We start from the raw sequence: 19,113 nt of genomic DNA, 5'->3' as shown, positions 1-19,113 counted from the left end.
CGGCTATGGAAACCTCCAAATTAACAGCAGAAGGTATCATCGGCGAGGCTGTGCGCATCGGAGCCAAGATGTCCGGCGGTGAGTTCCCGATAGAGGTCTTTCCTATCAGGATTCAACGTATCATCAGCAGTTTGCACGATTGTCAGGGCTATCCCGTGGATTATGTTGCTGCGGCTACCCTTGCGGCCATTGCCGTGGGGATAGGCAACTCCCATTTGGTGCAGGTGAAGCGCAACTGGCTGGAAAGCCCTATCCTGTACATGGCACTGATTGGACGCCCCGGAGCCAATAAGAGTCATCCGCTGAGTTTCGCTTTCCAGCCGTTTATTGAACATGACTATTGTCAGAATCAGGAGTATCAGAAGTTGTATGCCGAGTATGAACGCACTATGTCCATGAGTAAGAAGGAACGCATGGAAGCCGGTTTGGATGAGTTTCCGCAGGCTCCCGTGCGCAGACGCTTTCTTGTTTCGGATATCACTCCCGAAGGATTGAGCCTGATACACGCCCAGAATCCTAGAGGACTCTGCCTTTGGTCGGACGAGCTATCTGCCTGGTTCAAGAATTTCAACCGTTACAACAACGGTTCGGAAGAACAGTTCTGGCTTTCAGTGTTCAATGCCAAGCCTACGATTTCCGATCGCAAGAGTACGCAAAGTTCCATTTTTATCAGACGTCCCTATATCTCCGTTATCGGTACCATCCAAAAGAAAATTCTGGGCGAACTGGTCAAGGGCGAGCGTTCGAGTAACGGTTTTATTGATCGTATTCTTTTCGTGATGCCTGAATCTGTCTTGAAAAGCAGATGGAATGACCGGGAAACTCCTGAAGAACTGGAAATCCAGTGGCAACAGATTATCGATAAGCTGATCGCACAAGATTGTCCGCATGACGAGAATAATGAGTTGCAGTCTCAATGCCTGCCATTTGATGAAGACGCCAAGCAACGGCTTTACGGTTGGCAGCATGAAAATGCCCGCCAATGTGATATGGAAACCAATGATGCTTTGGTAGGTATTTACTGCAAACTGGAAATCTACATTATCCGGTTTTGTCTGATTATACAGCTTGCCCGATGGACTTGCGGAGAGTGCGATAAGACTACGATTGACCTTGAAAGCGTGAACCGTGCCATCCTGCTGACTGAATATTTTCGGACAACAGCTGTAAAAGTGCAGACTGCCGTCAGTCAGGAACAGTTGAGCGAATTGCACCGCAACATCTACCTGAACCTGCCTCAGAGATTTACAACGGCAGAAGGTATCGGCATTGCTGAAAGTTACGGGATGAAGGAGCATGCTTTCAAAATGTTTCTAAAACGCCACATCGGAACATTATTCAGAAAAGAGAATCACGGAGAATACAGTAAATAAACCTGTTACTATGCACATTTTCGCAACCGAAGGGTTTGTGAAGTTGCGAAAATGTGCATAGTAACATCCAAACAGAAAGAAAAATGAACTACAGATTCACATTAGAACCATACAAAGGTGTCAGCACCCGGCACACATGCCCGAACTGCCATCGCAAAAGTTGTTTCGCCAAATACATCGATACGGAAAAGCAAATCAGCTTTCCCGATTATGTAGGACGATGCAACCATGAACAGAAGTGCGGCTACAACTATACGCCCAAAATGTACTTTGACGAGAACCCGATGGCCAAGGAACGATTGAGCGAAGAGTTTGTACCGGTGTCAAAGCCACGCATCAGTCTGCCTCCTGCACCATCCTTCATTGAGCCGGAAATCATGAGGCAGTCCCTGAAGCTGTATCACACGAACAAGCTGTTTCAGTTCCTGAGTCTTCATTTCGGACAGGAGGCTACCGAAGAACTGATGTTGCGCTACCATGTAGGAACCTCGAAGCACTGGCCGGGTGCTACGGTCTTCTGGCAGGTGGATATTTCCGGACAGGTACGCACCGGAAAAGTGATGCTCTACAATCCCGAAAACGGAAGACGGATTAAAGAGCCACACAACTACATCACGTGGGTACATTCCCTTTTGAAGAAAGAGAATTTCAACCTCCGGCAATGCCTATTTGGTGAGCACCTTTTGTCCTCTGATCAGCAACGTCCGGTTGCCCTTGTGGAGAGTGAGAAAAGCGCTTTGATTTCCAGCTTCTATCTGCCGCAATATCTATGGATTGCTTCGGGCGGAAAGAACGGAGCATTTAATCGGGATGCCATGAGCGTATTGAGAAACCGACGTGTCCTGCTCTTCCCTGACCTGGGTGCAACCGACTATTGGAACAGTAAAATGGAGATGATCCGGAGCCTGGGAATAGAGGTCTCTCTTTTCGATTTTATGGAAAGAAACGCAACAAAAGAAGAACGGGATGCAGGTCATGACATCGCCGATTTTCTGCTGAGAGAAGAGACAAAGGAAGCTATTCTTAATCGTCTTATCACGTTGAATCCGGCCTTGAAAACGCTGGTTGAAACTTTCGATCTACAGCTTGTCAATGTGGAAAAAGCACCGCTTTCAGCAATGGCTCAACGTACCTAAAAAGGAATTTTCAAACGATGACTTTCTGATGTCTGATTCACTTCTTTTTCACTGGAGCAAGTTTATGCCGGTGTATTACATTTCCCGGCCACTTGCTCACCTCAAAAGACGGTGAGACGGCTCCCGATGGTCACAATTATTAATCTCAAAAGCAAATATTATGGACAAGAAAAATACAGTTACAATCCGTCTTACAGACGAACAATTCGGCTGGCTCAGAGCACTCAGCCGACGCAGCAAACGCAGTCAAAGCGAGGTAGTACGTTCACTCATCGAACACGGTACGGTGCGCGAACGAATTACGAGAGAAAATCTTGACATCATCCGAAAACTGATTGGCGAAAGCACGAACCTGAACCAGCTTGCCAGACGAGCCAATGCTTACGGTTTTTATCGTGTGGCTGATGAGTGCAGTACCGCCGTTCAACAGATTTCACAACTCATAAAACAGCTCAAAGATGATAGGTAAAATTGTCAAGGGCACATCGTTTTCCGGGTGCGTAAACTATGTGCTGAAAGAAGATAAATCGCGACTGCTAAAAGCAGTTGGTGTCTACGGTTCACCTGAAGAAATAGCGGAACAATTCGAGTTGCAGACTTTACTGAACGACAAGGTCAAGAACACGGTCGGTCATATATCATTGAGCTTCTCCGCAGAAGACGGAGACCGCATCCGTGACGATGATGGACTGATGTTGAGGATCGCCCACGACTATATGAAACTGATGGGAATTGAGAACACGCAGTTCATCATCGCTCGGCATACCGACCGTGATCATCCGCATTGTCACATCGTTTACAACCGGGTGGATAATGACGGCCGCACCATCAGCGACAAGAACGACCGTTACCGGAACGAAAAGGTCTGCAAGATGCTGACAGCCCGTTACCGTTTGCATTTTGCCGAAGGAAAAGAGAATGTCAATTTCATGCGGTTACGTCGTCATGACAAGGTAAAGTATTTTATCTATCATGCCTTGAAACGAGAAGTTCCGAACGCCAGAAGCTGGAGTGAGCTGCGACTGGCCTTACGGAAGTACGGAATTGATACGCAATGGAAGCTAAGTCGCACGACCGGAGAGATGCAAGGTGTCAAGTTCACATGTGACCAACTGACCTTTAGCGGTTCCAAGATTGACCGCCAGTTCAGTTTCCTGAACATCGACCAGGAGCTGAGATATAACGCTCTTTCTGCTACCATGAACCAGCGTCAGGCACAGGCAGAAACCATACGCGAGGAACCTCGTCATGAATACCAGCAGGAGAATCATTCCAGCATCAGTGTGGGATTGTTCACGCCCTCTCCTACGGATTATGATACGGAGGAAGCGATACAGGCTAACCGGCTTAAAAAGAAGAAAAAGAAACCGAAACGCAAGCGAGGTTTCAGTCTATAATCAATTTTTTATTAACCATCAAAATTCAAATTATTATGAACTATTCCGATTTTATTTATGATTTCAATCTCTATTTGTGTGAGAGATTTGGTTACAGAAACTGCTGTTCCGTTATGCACAACGCCAACGGCATTTGTGTTTCTGTCCATGTAGGCGAAATGGATTTATATATCCGTTTCTGGGAATACAGTTGCGGCGTTGGCAGTATCCCCGACTGGAGCATTATCATTGTGCGCAGCAACTTCAAACGAAACCAACAGGAAAATCTGAAAGACCTTGCCCGTTTCTTCAAGGAGTACGCCCCACGCTATGGTTATAAATACCTCTGCACCGAAGATGATGACTACAAGTATTATCAGACCCTTGGTCTGAAACTTATCCACAGAGGATTTTTCAGACAATATAATTATGGGTTGCCGTTAAAGGAGCTAAAAATATAACTATTAAAAAATATTATTAGGAGATTCAAAAACTCTCCTAATAATATTTTTTATGCAACAAATAGTATCTAAGCTAGACTATTTATTTCTCTGTAAATCATATAAAAAATCATATAGCGAGTTTGCTACGACCTTCGCTAAAGGAGTAGGAACGCCATTGCTAATAATTTTGAACTTTGCTGAAAGTCGTCCAGGACCAAAACAATATTTATCATCTACACCTTGTATTCTTAATGCTTCACGAACAGATAATCTCCTATTATTATATGGATGAAGAAAGATTTCATTATTACCAAAACATGTTGTTGGACTATAACGATAACGATGTAATCTTTTAAATGATCTGCGTTTTGTATCCCCTTCGTAAATTTCCTTTCTCTTTTCTGAATTTTTAATAAGTTCAAAATATTCTATTCCATTAGGCATATTTACCGCATTATCTAAACAGCTTTGGACACAGAGTTCGTATGGTATGCTTTCTGGCTTTATCACATTTATTGTGCCATAAGGAATCATTGAAGGCCAGTCATATTCTTTTTCTGCATTTGGAAATTTAGCTTTTGGCCAAGGAAAATCTATTGATGTTACATTATCAATAGATGGTGTACGTGTAACCAATGGAGTGAAGCAGTCTTTACGAATTCCAATTATGAACACCCTTTTTCTATATTGAGGTACTCCGTAATAAAGCGCATTCAATATTTGTCTATCAATATAATAATCATCACAAATACTATTTAACAATAAAGTATCTAGTATTCTTTTCTGCTCTTTGCGCATAAGTAATCCTACCACATTTTCCATAACAAAGAACGAAGGTTTCATCTTACGTATTCTATTATAGAAAACTTGCGTCATTTTCCCACGTTCACCATTAAAGCCTTTTCCATTTCCATTCATTGTAAAATCTTGACAAGGAGGTCCTCCAATTATACCCCATAAATTTGGAACACCATTGGGAAAAGCCATATCAATTATAGCTTTAGGAGATAAATCTGTTAAAGATTCAGTTGTACTAATTGGACAGAATCTTTCCTTATGAGCTTTTGCCCATGAAAATAAGCCTTCATCATGCAGTTGTGCAAACACTTTATCATATTCATTTGCAAATACGACATCAAACCCAGCACTTATAAAACCCATATCCATAAATCCCCCACCTGAAAAAAAAGAAATAATAGGTATTCTTTCTTTTTTTATATTTATTGTGTTATAATTCATAAACTAATGTATTTTCAGTTACTTTATAGGTGTAATTATTTGCTAATGAAGAAGTACGGATCACATTAATAAATACCAATTTTTTCCCAATATAACCATAATAATCATCAATTGGATACACACCAATTCCAGAAATATAATATGTGATATCCCCATTTTGTAAAATATACATATTTGAACTAGAGATCCTCTTAACATAACCACATATTGTTCTGTATATCAATTCGTCCGATTGAATCATATAATTACAAATATGCCTGCAAGAGCAATAGCCACACCTATCTTTATCCGGTTTTATTAAATCTTCAAATTGACGTGCATTTATTGCATTGTTTAATTTAACAATTCTTTCTGCAACGTCTTTTACAAGAGCTTTGCTTAATTCCTCATCATAAACTATATCAAAAAGCTGTCCTTCAATATCTATTAGTTTCAATGACCGTATATTTCCTAAGGACAGATGAACACACATAGCAGCATAAAGATGCAATTGAACAATATATTCCAACTTCAGATTACCATCTTCATCTACCACCCGACCAGACTTGTAATCGATAATATCGATATTTCCAGAATCAATTATCATCTTGTCTACAACTCCTGAGAGTCCTATATCCTCACAAACAATTGGCTTTTCCGAAACTATCTTGATATTTGTAGATTCTAATAAAAAATCTGTTTTTTTCTCGTGTATAGTAATTGCATATCTTATAGCTTTATTTCTTTTATCGTAATCATTAATTTTAGGATTTAATAAAGTAGGATAACTTTCAATTAGTTTTTTTTTCTGCTCATTAACAAGTTGCTCCCATATTTCCATCATTTCTCTTGGAGTAGATAATGTGCCTTTTGAGGCTAATTCATAAATTTTATGTATGATTGTTCCAAGAATCGTATTTTTGTGAGGAGGCAAAAAATAAGTATTATCACCTAATGTATATAATACCTTTTGAAGAAGAACCTGATATGCACATCCATTACAAATCCATGAGAAAGAGCTTGGAGACAAAGTCTTAATATGAACTTTGTCCCAAGTATCATCAATATGTGGTATCTTGATAAATCTCATATCAGATATTTTGTTGTATTTGAATATACTCGTAACAATTACTTATTCTCCGAAGCAAATTAAATGTGTCAATTGTTATAACATTTGAACTATCCCATTTTGCATTACAAATAAGAGATGCTTCAAAAACTGCATCAGCAAGTATTTGGGTCTCTGCAACACCCTCCCATAGCGGATGCGAAGCAAAAACTGGCTTCCTTTTCCCTTCTGTATCATACATATATGGTATCCCATTATTTGTTTTAGCTATTTGATATGGATTAGTACTATAAAATCCTTCATTTAGCGACTTCAATAATGTCTCTGCCAACTCAGACCAGCCCTTTAATTCTGGTGTATTGAATTTACCATCTGCACCTGCCTTATAATTATTATCACACATTACACGAAACAGAGCAATACCCAAACGCCAATCAAGTAAACCATGATAAGGCATGTTTTTATAAGATTTCAAACATTTATAACATGAAGAATCACATTCTTTAATATGTTCATCGCTTAACATCTGCTTAAAATACAAATCCATTCCATTCAGTATTCTGTCTCTATAATCAAGGAAATTCAAACAGAAATCAGCGACAAAACCTGAACCGTTTATCTTTTCATCAGCAAGACACACTTCACCCAAATTTCCTGTCTTTGAAAGAACCTCAACAACGTCTATTTCGGTTGGGTCTATATCAAGTTTTGATGCTATTGCTCTCTGGATGAGGAATGATAAAGTATAATATGCAGCTCTTACCCCTTGTGTTCTAAAATCCAATCTATTATTAACACAATGGAAAGGTTCAAGAATCAATCCTTCCACCCTATTTGCAGGAGACAATGTTATCACATTCGTTATTTTTTGTGCTGCCAAATGAATCGTTTCCAACCTATTACCCAATGGTGTAATATATGTTTTAACATCTTTGTCATCAGGAGGTAATAGCGTTACATTGCCATTTAATATATTGGGACTATCCGTACCATTATAAATGGGATTTGCAATCCATTGTTTTGCCAAAGACCGAATCCTAGTTCCGTTCAAATTATAGCTTACACTACATTCACGACCTTCAATTTCCTTATCACTTATTCGCCACGTTTTACCGTTTCTAAATAACGAAAGAGAGACATTCATATCATCAAAGACTTTAACTATAGGACGTTCTGAATTCTCCATGCAAATACCATTACGCTTTACTATAATTTCAGAATCATCTTTTTGATCAAAACCTTTCGAAAGACTTGTAATAAATGATGCAGGTGTACAAATCGTTTTGGAAGTCATTGGTGACATGCAGTAATCGCAGACTACACCTTGAGTATTTGGATTACGATTGTCTGTTACAATACACTTGCAGCTAGGATTGCTACATTCCCATAATGTCATCCTTAAAGGAAATATAGGAGCATTTGCATTACCTTTTGTCTTGATACACCCTTGACCATTGATTCCTATTCCATACACTATTGATGATTGAGAAAAACCAATAGATGTAAGAATATGTTTATCCTTTGTGATAGAAGCGCCAGGGGCAAAAGCTGTAATAGCTTGATCTATTGGACGTGAAACTGAAGCAATTTCTTCTTTTACCACATTTCCTTCAGTATATTGCAAACTATGATATAAGAGTCGATCTCGTGTCGGCATTCCATACATTGGCAATACACCACCTTCAGCCAAACATTCCGCAAGCATATCAGCAACAATAGATTGGTCTGTTACAGTTCGATCCATTTGCATTATCAAGCAATTTTTATTAGTAATATCAGATACATATTGAACTAACTTTGAAACAAGATTCTTGTCATTGGTTAACAAAGTGGCTATATGGTACAGCTTATCTAAATTTGTTGTATTACATAACCAACTTTGCACATAATCTTTTATGGCCCCTACATTATCTATCCATCCTTGCCGTGTACCAAATTCGCCATGAGTGTTGCCATCTAAGCGGACATTAGACTCATCGGAATAAGACTTGAACGCATAATACAACACTTCCTTTGCATATAACCTTTGCAGAATCTCTAACTGATTCATCGACAAAAAAGGAGTAGGAGGTTGATCACCAGTTATCTGATGAGGGTTTAGAAAATAATGTTCATCATGACTGCGACCTCGACATAGGGTCAAAATCATAGAGTAAGCCTGTCCTCGACGACCTCCTCGTCCTACTCTTTGTTGATAATTAAATCGCTGAGGAGGCATATTTGTTAACATAACACCCTGTAATGGACCGATATCAACCCCAACCTCCATGGTAGTGGTTACACTCAAGACATCAATAGAACGAACTTTTTCTATGTATTCTGCATGAGCAGAATTTTGATCGATTCTTACAATATCGCGAAATTCCATCTGACGTTCACTTTGATTATCGGTCTGCCCTGAAAGTTCCTCACTATGTAATCTACAAGCAGGACGATGTTTAACAATATTAATCATTAAGTCCGTTTGCCTGCGCAGTTCATCAATAGTAATGGTATGTATTTCATCCAAATGTTGAAAACAACCGGTACAAATTCCTGCCGATTTATTTAGATGTGCACGACCACACTTAGGGCAAATATAACCAATTTCATTTGGCAAAACTCCACGAATCAATAATGCATGAGGTTGCAAAAACATTTGTTGATTGCCTGTTAAGGCAAGATAATCCAGAACAGCTTGCCCCAGTATGTTGGGAACCTTTGTTTGCCTTCCATTCTGTCTTACATATGGTATTCGATACTTATCACAACACGAATAAATATACCTTCTAATAGGAGATTTCGCTTTCAAATTTTGAAAATTCGCATCACTGTCTGTAGGAAATATATCATAAGGGTTATTTGTATATCGGTATGAATTACCAATTAATCGAATAACAGAATTGACTATTTCCATAAATACATCCGATGAAATATCAGCTAAACCTGAATTAGTAAGTATAACATGAATCCTATTTTCATCCCTTGGTACAGTAACCCATCCAATACCAGCACTTTCAGCATTATAATGCAAACGTCCGAATAGCACATGCATAACATTTTGAATAATGGCACTTCCAACTTTTCTATTAACATCTTGTTTCAACAATGGAGATGCATTGTTATCTATCTCATACCACATTACCGGACTAGCGGTCGGTGTTTCCTCAAAATGCTGATTCGCAGAGTTGCAACCAGCAGGATTTGTATATAATTCTCTAAAAGCTTTATAAATAGGCGAATCAATGCAATTATTCGTATTTATTAATTGTTCTACAGGAATAGTTTTTTCCAAAATGTTTTTTACCTCGGCAATCTCGTCGTCTATGGTATTAAGTGTACGTTGAGCACTACGTATCTCGCGTGATGTTGCATTAGGATTATCAAGTGTTGTTTTAGCCTCATTCTTATCAGTCAAAAGTTCATCAAGATAATTTCGTTTTGCTTCATAATCTATACTTGGATCAAGTGTACATTCTTCTACAATGATATCGCGCATTAAATCTGTATATTGATTACGCTCAATGCTATTAGCTACAACAGCAGCATCTTGACGACTATCAGCAAATGTCACAAGCTTACGATTATGTGCAGTAGGCAACTGGTAGAACAATTCGCGAGCATATAACTGAGTGACTTTATTGAAACCAGTTCGGAATCCTCTAAGAGGTGAGCGGAATGACCTTCCAAATCTGTCTGTAGCGCAATGTGGACAATGGCAAGGTAATGCAGGAGCTTTGATAGCTGCATCAATATTTTGTTCTCCATCCAAAGCTTCCACAGTATATAAAAAGCCTCTGATGCCGGAATATTGTTCTCCATCTTGAGCGATAGTAACGTGTCCCGTTTTTTCATCCAAGAAAGCAAGTTGCCAGTGACAACTTAAGTTTTCTCGATTTTCATTAAAACTTATTTTATGTTGTAAACCGACACCGACTTCTTGTAACATTCTATCAACATCACGAATACTTGACGGTACTGGATAGAAAATTGCAAATTCGTGATAATTTCGTTTCTCTACCATAACCTGGCTCTGTCGCTCAGGTAAATCTTCTAGATTAGAACTAGTCGGCAATATATCTGTCTTCCACATACCTTGTTCTCTATAAGCATGTCGTTTGCCTCCATAAAACAATGTACCACATTGTTCGCAGTAAAGCAACTCCAACACACGCTTGTCTCCATCTATCTCATAAGAATGGGCATGAAGCTTACCTACCGGCCTCCCTTTCTCCTCATCATACTTCTCAAGCGTAGCCCATAATCCATCTATGTTTCGATAGAATAAATGGAAACGAAAACGCTGCATAGGTCCACAATCTACCTTATCAAATATATCATATAACCCCCGAATTATTACTAAACCTTCGGCGGCCTTCACAGATTCATCCTTCATATTACCAAAAAGATAGTCTACAAAATACCGTCCTAACGCATTTGCAGATTCTGGTTCACCTTTCCCTTTAGAAAATGGAATGGCCCTGTTATGCCCCAGTTCTTTTAAATCAAAGGTGTCTGACAAACGTTTAGCTATGGACAATTCATCGGATGCAAAGACATGGAGCAACTGTGCCAATCCATCAGTATCAGGCAATTCACAATGTGCATAGGTTGCTAATGATAAAGCTACGTTAGAACAAACCTCATCTACACGATTTTTAATTTCAGCCTTAGTCTGATACTCTTCAAAACACGAGGGGTTCTCGTAAAACAAATCATAAATTCTAACAAATGGCTCTGTTGGAAGAACACTGTTATAACTTTGTACAGTTTGCATATAATGCCCTTCAACAACATTATCTGCAGTAAACTCGGTTCCAAAGAAGTCCTTTAAAAATTTCAAACTTTCATTTCTCTTTGTGCCAGTGACTTCAAGAGATGCTGAAGACGCAAGAATTCTTAACTGAGGGCTATTTGGTGATAGACCGAGTCGATTAAGCAACAAGCGAATAAGATAGGCGGTTTCTGTACCTGAAGTACCACGATTTAAATGCAACTCATCAATAACAAGATGAAAAATATGTGATGAACTTTTTGCCAACCACTGTCGAGTCTTTTCTATAATTGGATTGTCCACCTCTCGCATCAACATCATTGCCAACATAGAATAATTGGTAATCAGAATATCGGGAGGTGTCTGTTGCATGTCGAATCGTGAACGCATTTCTGATGAAGCAATGCCATCCTTGCCACATATCATTTGTGAAATGGTGCGTCTTACCTCATATTTCTTTTTATTTTTTCTTTGTTGTTCTTCAGATAAATTAGAATCAAGAAGTTTTAATGTATCGTCTGTCATTTTGTCTAATGCATTCATAGAAGACAACAAACTTTGATAGATTCGACGATTCCTATCTGTTTCTCCAAACTTTGGATAACCAGGCGTTGGCGTAGCACCATTATAACGTCCAAAAAAGATGCGATTTCCGTGCAAACGCTCTGTCATCCACTTTTGTACTTCATCATTATCCAAAGCATCACGCAGACGAGTCATTTGATCTTCTACCAATGCATTCATAGGATATATTATAAGGGCTCTGACAGCCGCATCTCGTTTTTCATTAGGACGCTGCATAGCAGAAGATGCTAAATATCCGGGAGTTCCTTGTTCTGCTCCTTGCGGGAATTCAAATATATCCTGCATAAGCAACGGATTGCCATCATTCGCATTCCACCATCGGTTTGGAGTATATGCAACAGGCTGTTTCCATTCATTCTCCGCTTCTTGAATAATGCTCGCAAGCATAGGTAGTAAGAACGATTCTGTTTTACCGGAACCGGTACCAGAGGTGATAACACAATTTTTTCCTTCCAATGCTTTACGCAACATTTCTGCTTGATGCTGATATATCGGGTAATCCCCTTTTATTAATCCTTTAAGAATAAATTCCTTAAATATAGAAGATGACTCTTGATTCATCGTTGGGAGATCCTGCTTTCTTAACGATGAAATACGCAGCTTTTCACCATTATCCAATTCAACATTCTTATAAGCAGGTAATGGTTCTATCCAAGGCTCACGAGCCGCAACTTGATCTGTTCGTAATAACTCTTCACGTTCTTCTTCAATACTTTTATATCGTGTTCCAAATGCGGTCTTTACATAAAGGATAAAATTATCCTTTATCTCCTTATACGCATATATTGGATCAATAAGATATTTTGCCATAATACATCATAATTTAAATTTGTCCTAATTTTTTTAAGATTGTATCCGGACTACTTGCACTTGCATCTGTACAAGGATTTACGCAAATATTATAAGCCCGACTACCCAAAGTTGACTCAGGAGTTTGTCCTGTCAACATTGTCAATGCTCTAGCATAAAGTAAAGGTAATCTTAACTGTTGAGGCATACTAATTTGTGCCCGTTCTTTATCATAAATAAGAACTTTCGCATCTGCATACCTCATTCCGATAAAATGTCCCCAGTATTTATCAACTTCTTTCATTTGCCCATCATGAATCAATACAGAAACTTCATCTTTAGTACCCGGAAAGAAAATTACAAAATCCTTATTTTTGTCAAAGTTTCTTTTATCTATCTCCGCATTAGACAGATACCTACCCAATTTCAATTTTTCAGGATACAATTCAGCCATTCTTTTATAATCTATTGCACGAAAGCTTTTAACCATAAACAAATCTCTTTCTACACCATTAGAAGTTATTTCTTCAATATACTCTTCAACTGAGGGCAATGTTTCAAGCAATGCATTAGAATAGATATTATCTTGATACTTAAGATTTAACTTCTCTGCTAACTTTTTAAACGAATCTCTTTCCTCCGCATAAAGATAAATGGTTTGAGGCATCAAACTATTGTCCTCACATTTTATTTCTAATTCATATTGATATTGTAATTGATACCTTTCTATCTCTTTAATAAGGGATATGGTTCTACCACCAGACAACAGGCATTTATATTTCCTTTCAATACATTTGCGACGTACAATATTCCTTCCATCTGCGCCTGGCAAAATCTCTCTCTTATATTCTGGGACAAGTAATATTAAAGTAGGGTGATTTGCCGTTATACACAATCCATTTTCTGTATATGCATAATTTATATATCCCATTCGGAAATAATCTGCAAGCAAATTTTTTAGTGCAAATCTATCAGGTTGAGATTCTTTCCCTTTATCTTCCAATTCTGAAACAATACGGTCCCGAATGGATTTAATCCATTTCATATTCATCAGCCAACTATCTGTTTGATAAGAAGCCGATGTAATTGCATAGAGAAGATAATCTGTTTCTTTATATGTATTATTTACAATAGTCTTTATCGGAGCATCTTCCATTTGCTCCTTTAACAAAGACCAGTTAATCAAATTCTTATTAGCAACTTCATCAGGGAGTGTTAGTCCCAATGAAAATAGTTTTCCATTTGTTTTGCCCCATTTATCCAATTTTACTTCTTTAAAACTTTTCGGAAGAATAAAATCTGAAAATTTATATGTATGTCCATAAGGTATACGACTTTCATTACAATATAGTACAAACTCTGTATTTATACTTACAGATAATATCCAGACACTTTTCTTCTGATCATAAATCAACTCTTGTGAGTACCTATTTTCACTATTCACAGAAACTGCATATATTTTATCTTTTGCTACATCAACACCTGAAATTTCAAAATGTGCAGGGAATAAATTAGATAATAATATAACCTCTTGATTTTCTGCCGTCTTTACTTCGATATTATTCACGGATTTGCATTTCAAATCTGAATTAAAACGCAAATTATTACGCTGTGGCATTTCCATAATAGCGCAATTTATCCTATACAGACAATAGTTACCGCCTAATATACAATCAGAAACAAATTCAGCGGAATTTCCTTTGAGCCATTCCGTAAATAATTCTATTACATCTTTTCTTACAACAATAAAGTAAAACTTACCCTTGATAAATTCATTCGTTGCAATATATTTATTTTGATAGACTCTGAGAAGATAGTAATCAGAAACAACGAATCGACCTTTAATTGTTTCTAAATTCTCTTCATGTATCTCATATACACCATTTCTATCCTTAAAAATTCTATTGACTATATTATTTTCAATATAAAATGGACGATTAGCATATCCATCACTTTTGATATAAATTAAAGGTAAATCTACTTCTGAATTATCCGCAATAAAATGCATATCATCCATATCATCAATATCAGGACAATATAGATGGAATCCAAATTTTACTACTCGAGAATTTACATCAAAATCCATCATTAATAATAGAGGATAATACGTGTTATCTGATTTAATCTTTATTCTTCCCGTATTGGGATCCCTCTCTTTTATTTTCGTTGTACCATCCCAATGATCGTATTCTTTACGTAGAACAGATATAAGATACTCTTTGAACTCTTTACCTACTAGCTGATTATATCTTCCAATTGATAATCCAATGTATTGATAATTCGTACGAAAGGCTGATAACAATCTATCATTTTCAATGTTAACTTTAGGGGCAAGACCTCCTTTTTCAAATATGATACAAAATTTTTGAAGGTGAGACGGTGATAGCAGACTCTCTTTCATCAGGGACCGTACATAATGTCTCCTTCCATTACCCGAAACAACTTGGCTTGATTTAAAAGCTAGAGATTCTGACTCAGCCCACTTATTAATGCAATTCCAAATTTCATCTAAAGCAATATCTTGCAAAAGATTCCCATCATTATTTGCTTTTTTATTTATGAACCCATTACTAAATAGAAATGGTAAAAGATGGCCATAATAATCATTCCCATGCAATTCAAGCGCATCGTTTTCACAAATTGGCATAATTAAAATAGCAATAATAGGAAGAAGATATTTATAATTATGTTCTTCCTTTGCCATATGTTTAAGAGCTAATAGTTTTTCTTTAAAATCCTCTATACTAGGGCACCTATCTTTTATATTAATCCAAAATTTACAAACAAAATCCCTTTTGATAAAATCGTCCTTAAATTCAGAGGCATATCGACCTTTTGCAATCTCCACATTTTCTTCTTTTGCAAAATCAACAAGATCTTGCAAAGTAATATGAAGTACAACTCTAGCATCTGAGTGTCTTTCAAAATAATATTTGTATATAAGTTCACTCCAAGCTGTATAATTCATACTCTCGATATTATTAATACCCTAAATAAAATTTTGAATACTCTTAAAAATATTTTATTTCATTTTTACCTAATTCAACTTTTGCAGCACCAGCTAGCAAAGCCACGAAAGGATTCGTAACTCATCTCTCCAATCAACCTTGGTGCTTTCAGCCAATCAAAATCTGCAAATACATAAACTCTTTTCATACCTTATTCTTTTTTGGATGCTCTTTCTCGTTTCTTAAGACTCAAATCCTGCAAGGCCTTCCCCATTGTATCTTCTTTTGCAAGCAGAAGGATATCATCATCTAGTTGAAGCGCATAAAGCACCCTGAGATAAATACCTATTGCCACTGTCGGTACACCTTTCTCTATACGTGAAACCGTAAGAGGTGAACAGGTGGCACGTTCGGCAACTTGGGCAATACTGAGATTTCTGCGTAATCTGGCCAGCCTGATCTGTTCTCCTACTATCTGCATCTTCTGCTCCAGCTTTCTTGGCAACTTGGTACCCATTGTACTTTTTGTCATAGCTCAATATATCATATAATATGCAAATCTAGTAGTTTTACTTTATTTTATGATGTGTTACGGAGATAAATTTTTGAATTTATTCCTGTTGAAATCTGCTTTGGTCATATTATTGGGCGTTGGAGATATTAAATGCTATTATATTATTCATAAGGCTGATATTTTACAGATAACAAACAATATATTATTTATAGAAAGAAAGCAATAATTTGAACAGAAAAAGAAATAATACTTCCTTTTCTGTACAGAATATTACTACTTAGGTAATCTTGAAAAATAGCGACCGCTGTCACATAGGTCTGTTGTTTGTAACAATCACCGAAACACTGACCACACAGCAACTGAACTATCTCAAGGCTCTTATTGCCGGCGAAAAAGCCATCAGTTCGACTGAAGTGATGCATCGCTATCAAATCTCTTCAACGACCTCAATATCCCGTTCAAAGGCAGCCCTTATCAAGAATGATATATTGGATAATAAAGCCGGTGAAATCTCGTTTCAGGACCCGATTTATGCCTATTGGTTGAAGACTGAATATTTCGCAAAATAATAAGGCTATGAATAAGTGTAACCGTACTTGGATTGCTTTCGCCAATAAGAAAAGATGTAGGCATGCTGATGCTATAAATACCTTAGGATTTATTTCTTGGAGAAAGCTTAAGGTTGTATTATTCTATTCTTACCATCCCTGCCAACTGCACGAAATAATCATTTGACCAAATATCAAGTTCTTTTGGATTGCGCACGAAAGGCAATACATCTTCTTTCACTTGTTTTATATCAGCTGAAGAGAGACGCTCAATGAGTTTCTCCTTGAATAACTCTGGAGTGATATTCTCATTGTTGAACTGCTTGCATCGTTCTGCCAAATGAGCAAAATCAAGTGGAATATTATGGCGTACATACCATTCAAAGTCGTACCAATCACGACCTTTTACTCTGTTCTTCCACGCACGATATACTAAGGCGTGCATCTTGCCTGCAAACAAGTCGGGAAGTGTAAAACAACGGGTCATAAATGAATATGGCTGAAGCAATAGCTTCTGTTCCGTCTTGAAGTTCAACGGTGGGCAAGTATCTACTTCTATCTTTATCTTTATAGATTTCTCTGTTTGGAAAGTCACATCATACACATCGGTATTATCTTTAAGAAATGCCGATTCGACCTTTCCGAAATTCCTCTTGTCTTTTTTCTTTATTTCAACCTCACGGCCTACCATTGTAAAAGCATCAACGATAGCAGGAAAGTATTTCGTAAAATCGAACTTATCATCTTGCGTAAGCAATGAAAAATCCATATCCTCACTGAAACGCTGTAAGCCATGAAAGATTCTCAAGCAAGTTCCACCATAGAAAGCCGCCGACTCAAAAAAGCCTCCGGCATACAAGCCAGCAAGTATCACTTGTTGGTTCACTTCAAATATAGCGTTTCTCTTCTGTTGCTCTGTTGTTAAATCATAACGGGAGAGCATATTGTCGAATATTTCATTTTTCATCGTCTTAAGAATTTTAAAAGTGTCGAAATTGAATCGGCCTTTTTGCCAACTTTTATGTAGTCTTCGAATATGGTTTTATCCATCTTATTGAACTCATCCATATCCATACGAATATCCTGTTCAAGATATGTTTCCACATCTTTCATATAGCGAAGATTGACCTGCGAGGAATTGGCAATCAAATCACACAAAGCCTTTTCCGGTGATGCAATAAGAAAAGCATAATTATCCTTATACATACTCCTTACTCCTATTGGAAATGCCATTTTTGAGATATGTTTGTAGTCATAACAGCCGACCGGAGTTTGAAAGCTACGCGAGTGCTTTACCGTCATTGATTGATGAACATATACAGCCTCGGGGATAAGTCCATAATATCGTAGTGCAGTAGACATTGAAATATACGAAGGTGCATAGAGATGATTGGCTATCAACTCACTCGATAGGGTCTTTCCTGAATGTTTGGGGTTAGCCACATAAAGTCCCCGCTTCAGTCTGATGATAAATCCTTGCTTCTCAAGCCAGGTCACTTTTTTATTCGCAGACTTAAGTTCCGGGTATAACGATTCAATGATTGAAGTCGTTACTGGAATGGTTCCTATTTCAGTTAATTTTCTATCCATACTGCAAATATAGCAATAAATTGAACAGAAAAAGAAATAATACTTCCTTTTCTATTCAGAATATTACTACTAAGGCAATCTTAAAAATAGCGACCGCTGCCACATAAGGCTGTTGTTTGTAACAATCACCGAAACACTGACCACACAGCAATTGAACTGTCCCAAAGCTCTTATTGCCTGCGAAAAGGCCATCAGTTCGACTGAAGTGATGCATCGCTATCAAATCTCTTCAACGACCTCAATATCCCGTTCAAAGGCTGCCCTTATCAAGAATGATATATTGGATAATAAGGCTGCTAAAATCTCGTTCCAGGACCCGATTTATGCCTATTGGTTGAAGACGGAGTACTTCGCAAAATAATCATAATGTGGCTCTCGGTTTCAGGGCTATTTTTGTACCTTTTCCCATCAAAAAACGGCATTTTTCACAAGTTTTTGTACCGCACATTTTGATATTCAAGAAATTACACTTACTTTTACTTTCCAAAATGGAGGTACAAGCCGAGAATGGTGCTAAAAATCACTAACTTACACATTCTCAGATACTTGCCAATCTACTGGTTGTACCTTTTAGAGCGCTATACTATTGATAATCAAAGATGTACACATACTGCATCGAAATTTATGCGTAATTTGAGAATCCCTCAAGTTTTTACGTTGATCCATTATCGTATATAGGGACATTCAGTAAATGTTCAAAAAATATAAGGCGGCATGTGTAAATGAGCTTGGTTTTTCATTTCACATGCCATCTTTATTGTTGTTCGCTTT

General features: G+C 37.7%; 14 protein-coding genes. 7 read left to right on the top strand and 7 right to left on the bottom strand.

The window, feature by feature from the left end; genetic code table 11:
• Window positions 1-5: 5 nt before the first annotated feature.
• From QUW60_RS12775 to QUW60_RS12755, 5 genes are all read left to right on the top strand, one after another.
• Complete coding sequence (locus QUW60_RS12775) at window positions 6-1,373, top strand: DUF3987 domain-containing protein (protein ID WP_289560923.1); 1,368 nt, start codon at window positions 6-8, stop codon at window positions 1,371-1,373.
• Window positions 1,374-1,456: 83 nt separating this feature from the next.
• Window positions 1,457-2,509, top strand: coding sequence for a DUF6371 domain-containing protein (locus QUW60_RS12770; RefSeq protein WP_289560921.1), 1,053 nt, complete (start codon window positions 1,457-1,459; stop codon window positions 2,507-2,509).
• 160 nt (window positions 2,510-2,669) lie between these two features.
• Complete coding sequence (locus QUW60_RS12765) at window positions 2,670-2,978, top strand: MobC family plasmid mobilization relaxosome protein (RefSeq protein WP_005646264.1); 309 nt, start codon at window positions 2,670-2,672, stop codon at window positions 2,976-2,978.
• Window positions 2,968-3,906 (top strand): relaxase/mobilization nuclease domain-containing protein, encoded by a 939-nt coding sequence (locus QUW60_RS12760; protein WP_289560918.1) that lies wholly within the window; start codon window positions 2,968-2,970, stop codon window positions 3,904-3,906. Before QUW60_RS12765 ends, QUW60_RS12760 begins: the two co-directional genes overlap by 11 nt.
• 35 nt (window positions 3,907-3,941) lie before the next feature.
• A complete protein-coding gene (locus tag QUW60_RS12755; RefSeq protein WP_289560916.1) occupies window positions 3,942-4,346 on the top strand; it encodes a hypothetical protein in 405 nt (134 codons plus the stop codon).
• A 78-nt stretch (window positions 4,347-4,424) separates the two neighbouring features.
• Here QUW60_RS12755 and QUW60_RS12750 read toward each other — a convergent pair whose 3' ends face one another.
• The 5 genes from QUW60_RS12750 to QUW60_RS12730 form a co-directional block, all read right to left on the bottom strand.
• Window positions 4,425-5,567 carry a DNA cytosine methyltransferase gene (locus tag QUW60_RS12750; RefSeq protein ID WP_018711820.1) on the bottom strand — a complete coding sequence of 381 codons (1,143 nt, stop codon included), beginning with the start codon at window positions 5,565-5,567 and terminating at the stop codon, window positions 4,425-4,427.
• Window positions 5,557-6,636 (bottom strand): PD-(D/E)XK nuclease family protein, encoded by a 1,080-nt coding sequence (locus QUW60_RS12745; RefSeq protein ID WP_007855260.1) that lies wholly within the window; start codon window positions 6,634-6,636, stop codon window positions 5,557-5,559. The genes QUW60_RS12750 and QUW60_RS12745 overlap by 11 nt, the downstream gene beginning before the upstream one ends.
• 1 nt (window position 6,637) lies before the next feature.
• On the bottom strand, window positions 6,638-12,763 hold the full coding sequence (locus QUW60_RS12740; RefSeq protein WP_289560912.1) for a DEAD/DEAH box helicase: 6,126 nt from the start codon (window positions 12,761-12,763) through the stop codon (window positions 6,638-6,640).
• Window positions 12,764-12,776: 13 nt separating this feature from the next.
• Window positions 12,777-15,710 carry a hypothetical protein gene (locus tag QUW60_RS12735; RefSeq protein ID WP_239466536.1) on the bottom strand — a complete coding sequence of 978 codons (2,934 nt, stop codon included), beginning with the start codon at window positions 15,708-15,710 and terminating at the stop codon, window positions 12,777-12,779.
• Window positions 15,711-15,901: 191 nt separating this feature from the next.
• On the bottom strand, window positions 15,902-16,222 hold the full coding sequence (locus tag QUW60_RS12730) for a helix-turn-helix domain-containing protein (RefSeq protein WP_025892849.1): 321 nt from the start codon (window positions 16,220-16,222) through the stop codon (window positions 15,902-15,904).
• Between the two features lie 269 nt (window positions 16,223-16,491).
• Between QUW60_RS12730 and QUW60_RS12725 the strand changes: the two genes are divergently transcribed.
• Window positions 16,492-16,773: a hypothetical protein gene (locus QUW60_RS12725; protein ID WP_289560908.1), complete on the top strand. Its 282-nt coding sequence runs from the start codon at window positions 16,492-16,494 to the stop codon at window positions 16,771-16,773.
• Window positions 16,774-16,891: 118 nt separating this feature from the next.
• Here QUW60_RS12725 and QUW60_RS12720 read toward each other — a convergent pair whose 3' ends face one another.
• Window positions 16,892-17,719, bottom strand: a complete 828-nt coding sequence (locus QUW60_RS12720; RefSeq protein ID WP_011966733.1) for a nucleotidyl transferase AbiEii/AbiGii toxin family protein — start codon at window positions 17,717-17,719, stop codon at window positions 16,892-16,894.
• Window positions 17,716-18,342, bottom strand: coding sequence for a type IV toxin-antitoxin system AbiEi family antitoxin domain-containing protein (locus tag QUW60_RS12715; protein WP_289560904.1), 627 nt, complete (start codon window positions 18,340-18,342; stop codon window positions 17,716-17,718). Before QUW60_RS12715 ends, QUW60_RS12720 begins: the two co-directional genes overlap by 4 nt.
• A gap of 112 nt (window positions 18,343-18,454) precedes the next feature.
• Here QUW60_RS12715 and QUW60_RS15180 point away from each other — a divergent pair, with 112 nt between their 5' ends.
• Window positions 18,455-18,703, top strand: coding sequence for a hypothetical protein (locus QUW60_RS15180; protein WP_491745709.1), 249 nt, complete (start codon window positions 18,455-18,457; stop codon window positions 18,701-18,703).
• Window positions 18,704-19,113 lie beyond the last annotated feature (410 nt).

This window comes from Bacteroides gallinaceum (assembly GCF_030373775.1).
In the GTDB taxonomy this organism is placed as follows: Bacteria; Bacteroidota; Bacteroidia; order Bacteroidales; family Bacteroidaceae; genus Phocaeicola; species Phocaeicola excrementipullorum.
Note: the sequence above shows the minus strand (reverse complement) of the source record. Positions and strands in the feature narration are given on the sequence as shown.

What these genes read in the sequence shown, in the direction of transcription:
- QUW60_RS12750 (WP_018711820.1), bottom strand. Translation starts at nt 5,567, where the DNA reads ATGAATTATAACACAATAAATATAAAAAAAGAAAGAATACCTATTATT.
- QUW60_RS12745 (WP_007855260.1), bottom strand. Translation starts at nt 6,636, where the DNA reads ATGAGATTTATCAAGATACCACATATTGATGATACTTGGGACAAAGTT.
- QUW60_RS12775 (WP_289560923.1), top strand. Translation starts at nt 6, where the DNA reads ATGGAAACCTCCAAATTAACAGCAGAAGGTATCATCGGCGAGGCTGTG.
- QUW60_RS12765 (WP_005646264.1), top strand. Translation starts at nt 2,670, where the DNA reads ATGGACAAGAAAAATACAGTTACAATCCGTCTTACAGACGAACAATTC.
- QUW60_RS12730 (WP_025892849.1), bottom strand. Translation starts at nt 16,222, where the DNA reads ATGACAAAAAGTACAATGGGTACCAAGTTGCCAAGAAAGCTGGAGCAG.
- QUW60_RS12720 (WP_011966733.1), bottom strand. Translation starts at nt 17,719, where the DNA reads ATGAAAAATGAAATATTCGACAATATGCTCTCCCGTTATGATTTAACA.
- QUW60_RS12755 (WP_289560916.1), top strand. Translation starts at nt 3,942, where the DNA reads ATGAACTATTCCGATTTTATTTATGATTTCAATCTCTATTTGTGTGAG.
- QUW60_RS12740 (WP_289560912.1), bottom strand. Translation starts at nt 12,763, where the DNA reads ATGGCAAAATATCTTATTGATCCAATATATGCGTATAAGGAGATAAAG.
- QUW60_RS12770 (WP_289560921.1), top strand. Translation starts at nt 1,457, where the DNA reads ATGAACTACAGATTCACATTAGAACCATACAAAGGTGTCAGCACCCGG.
- QUW60_RS12735 (WP_239466536.1), bottom strand. Translation starts at nt 15,710, where the DNA reads ATGAATTATACAGCTTGGAGTGAACTTATATACAAATATTATTTTGAA.
- QUW60_RS12760 (WP_289560918.1), top strand. Translation starts at nt 2,968, where the DNA reads ATGATAGGTAAAATTGTCAAGGGCACATCGTTTTCCGGGTGCGTAAAC.
- QUW60_RS12715 (WP_289560904.1), bottom strand. Translation starts at nt 18,342, where the DNA reads ATGGATAGAAAATTAACTGAAATAGGAACCATTCCAGTAACGACTTCA.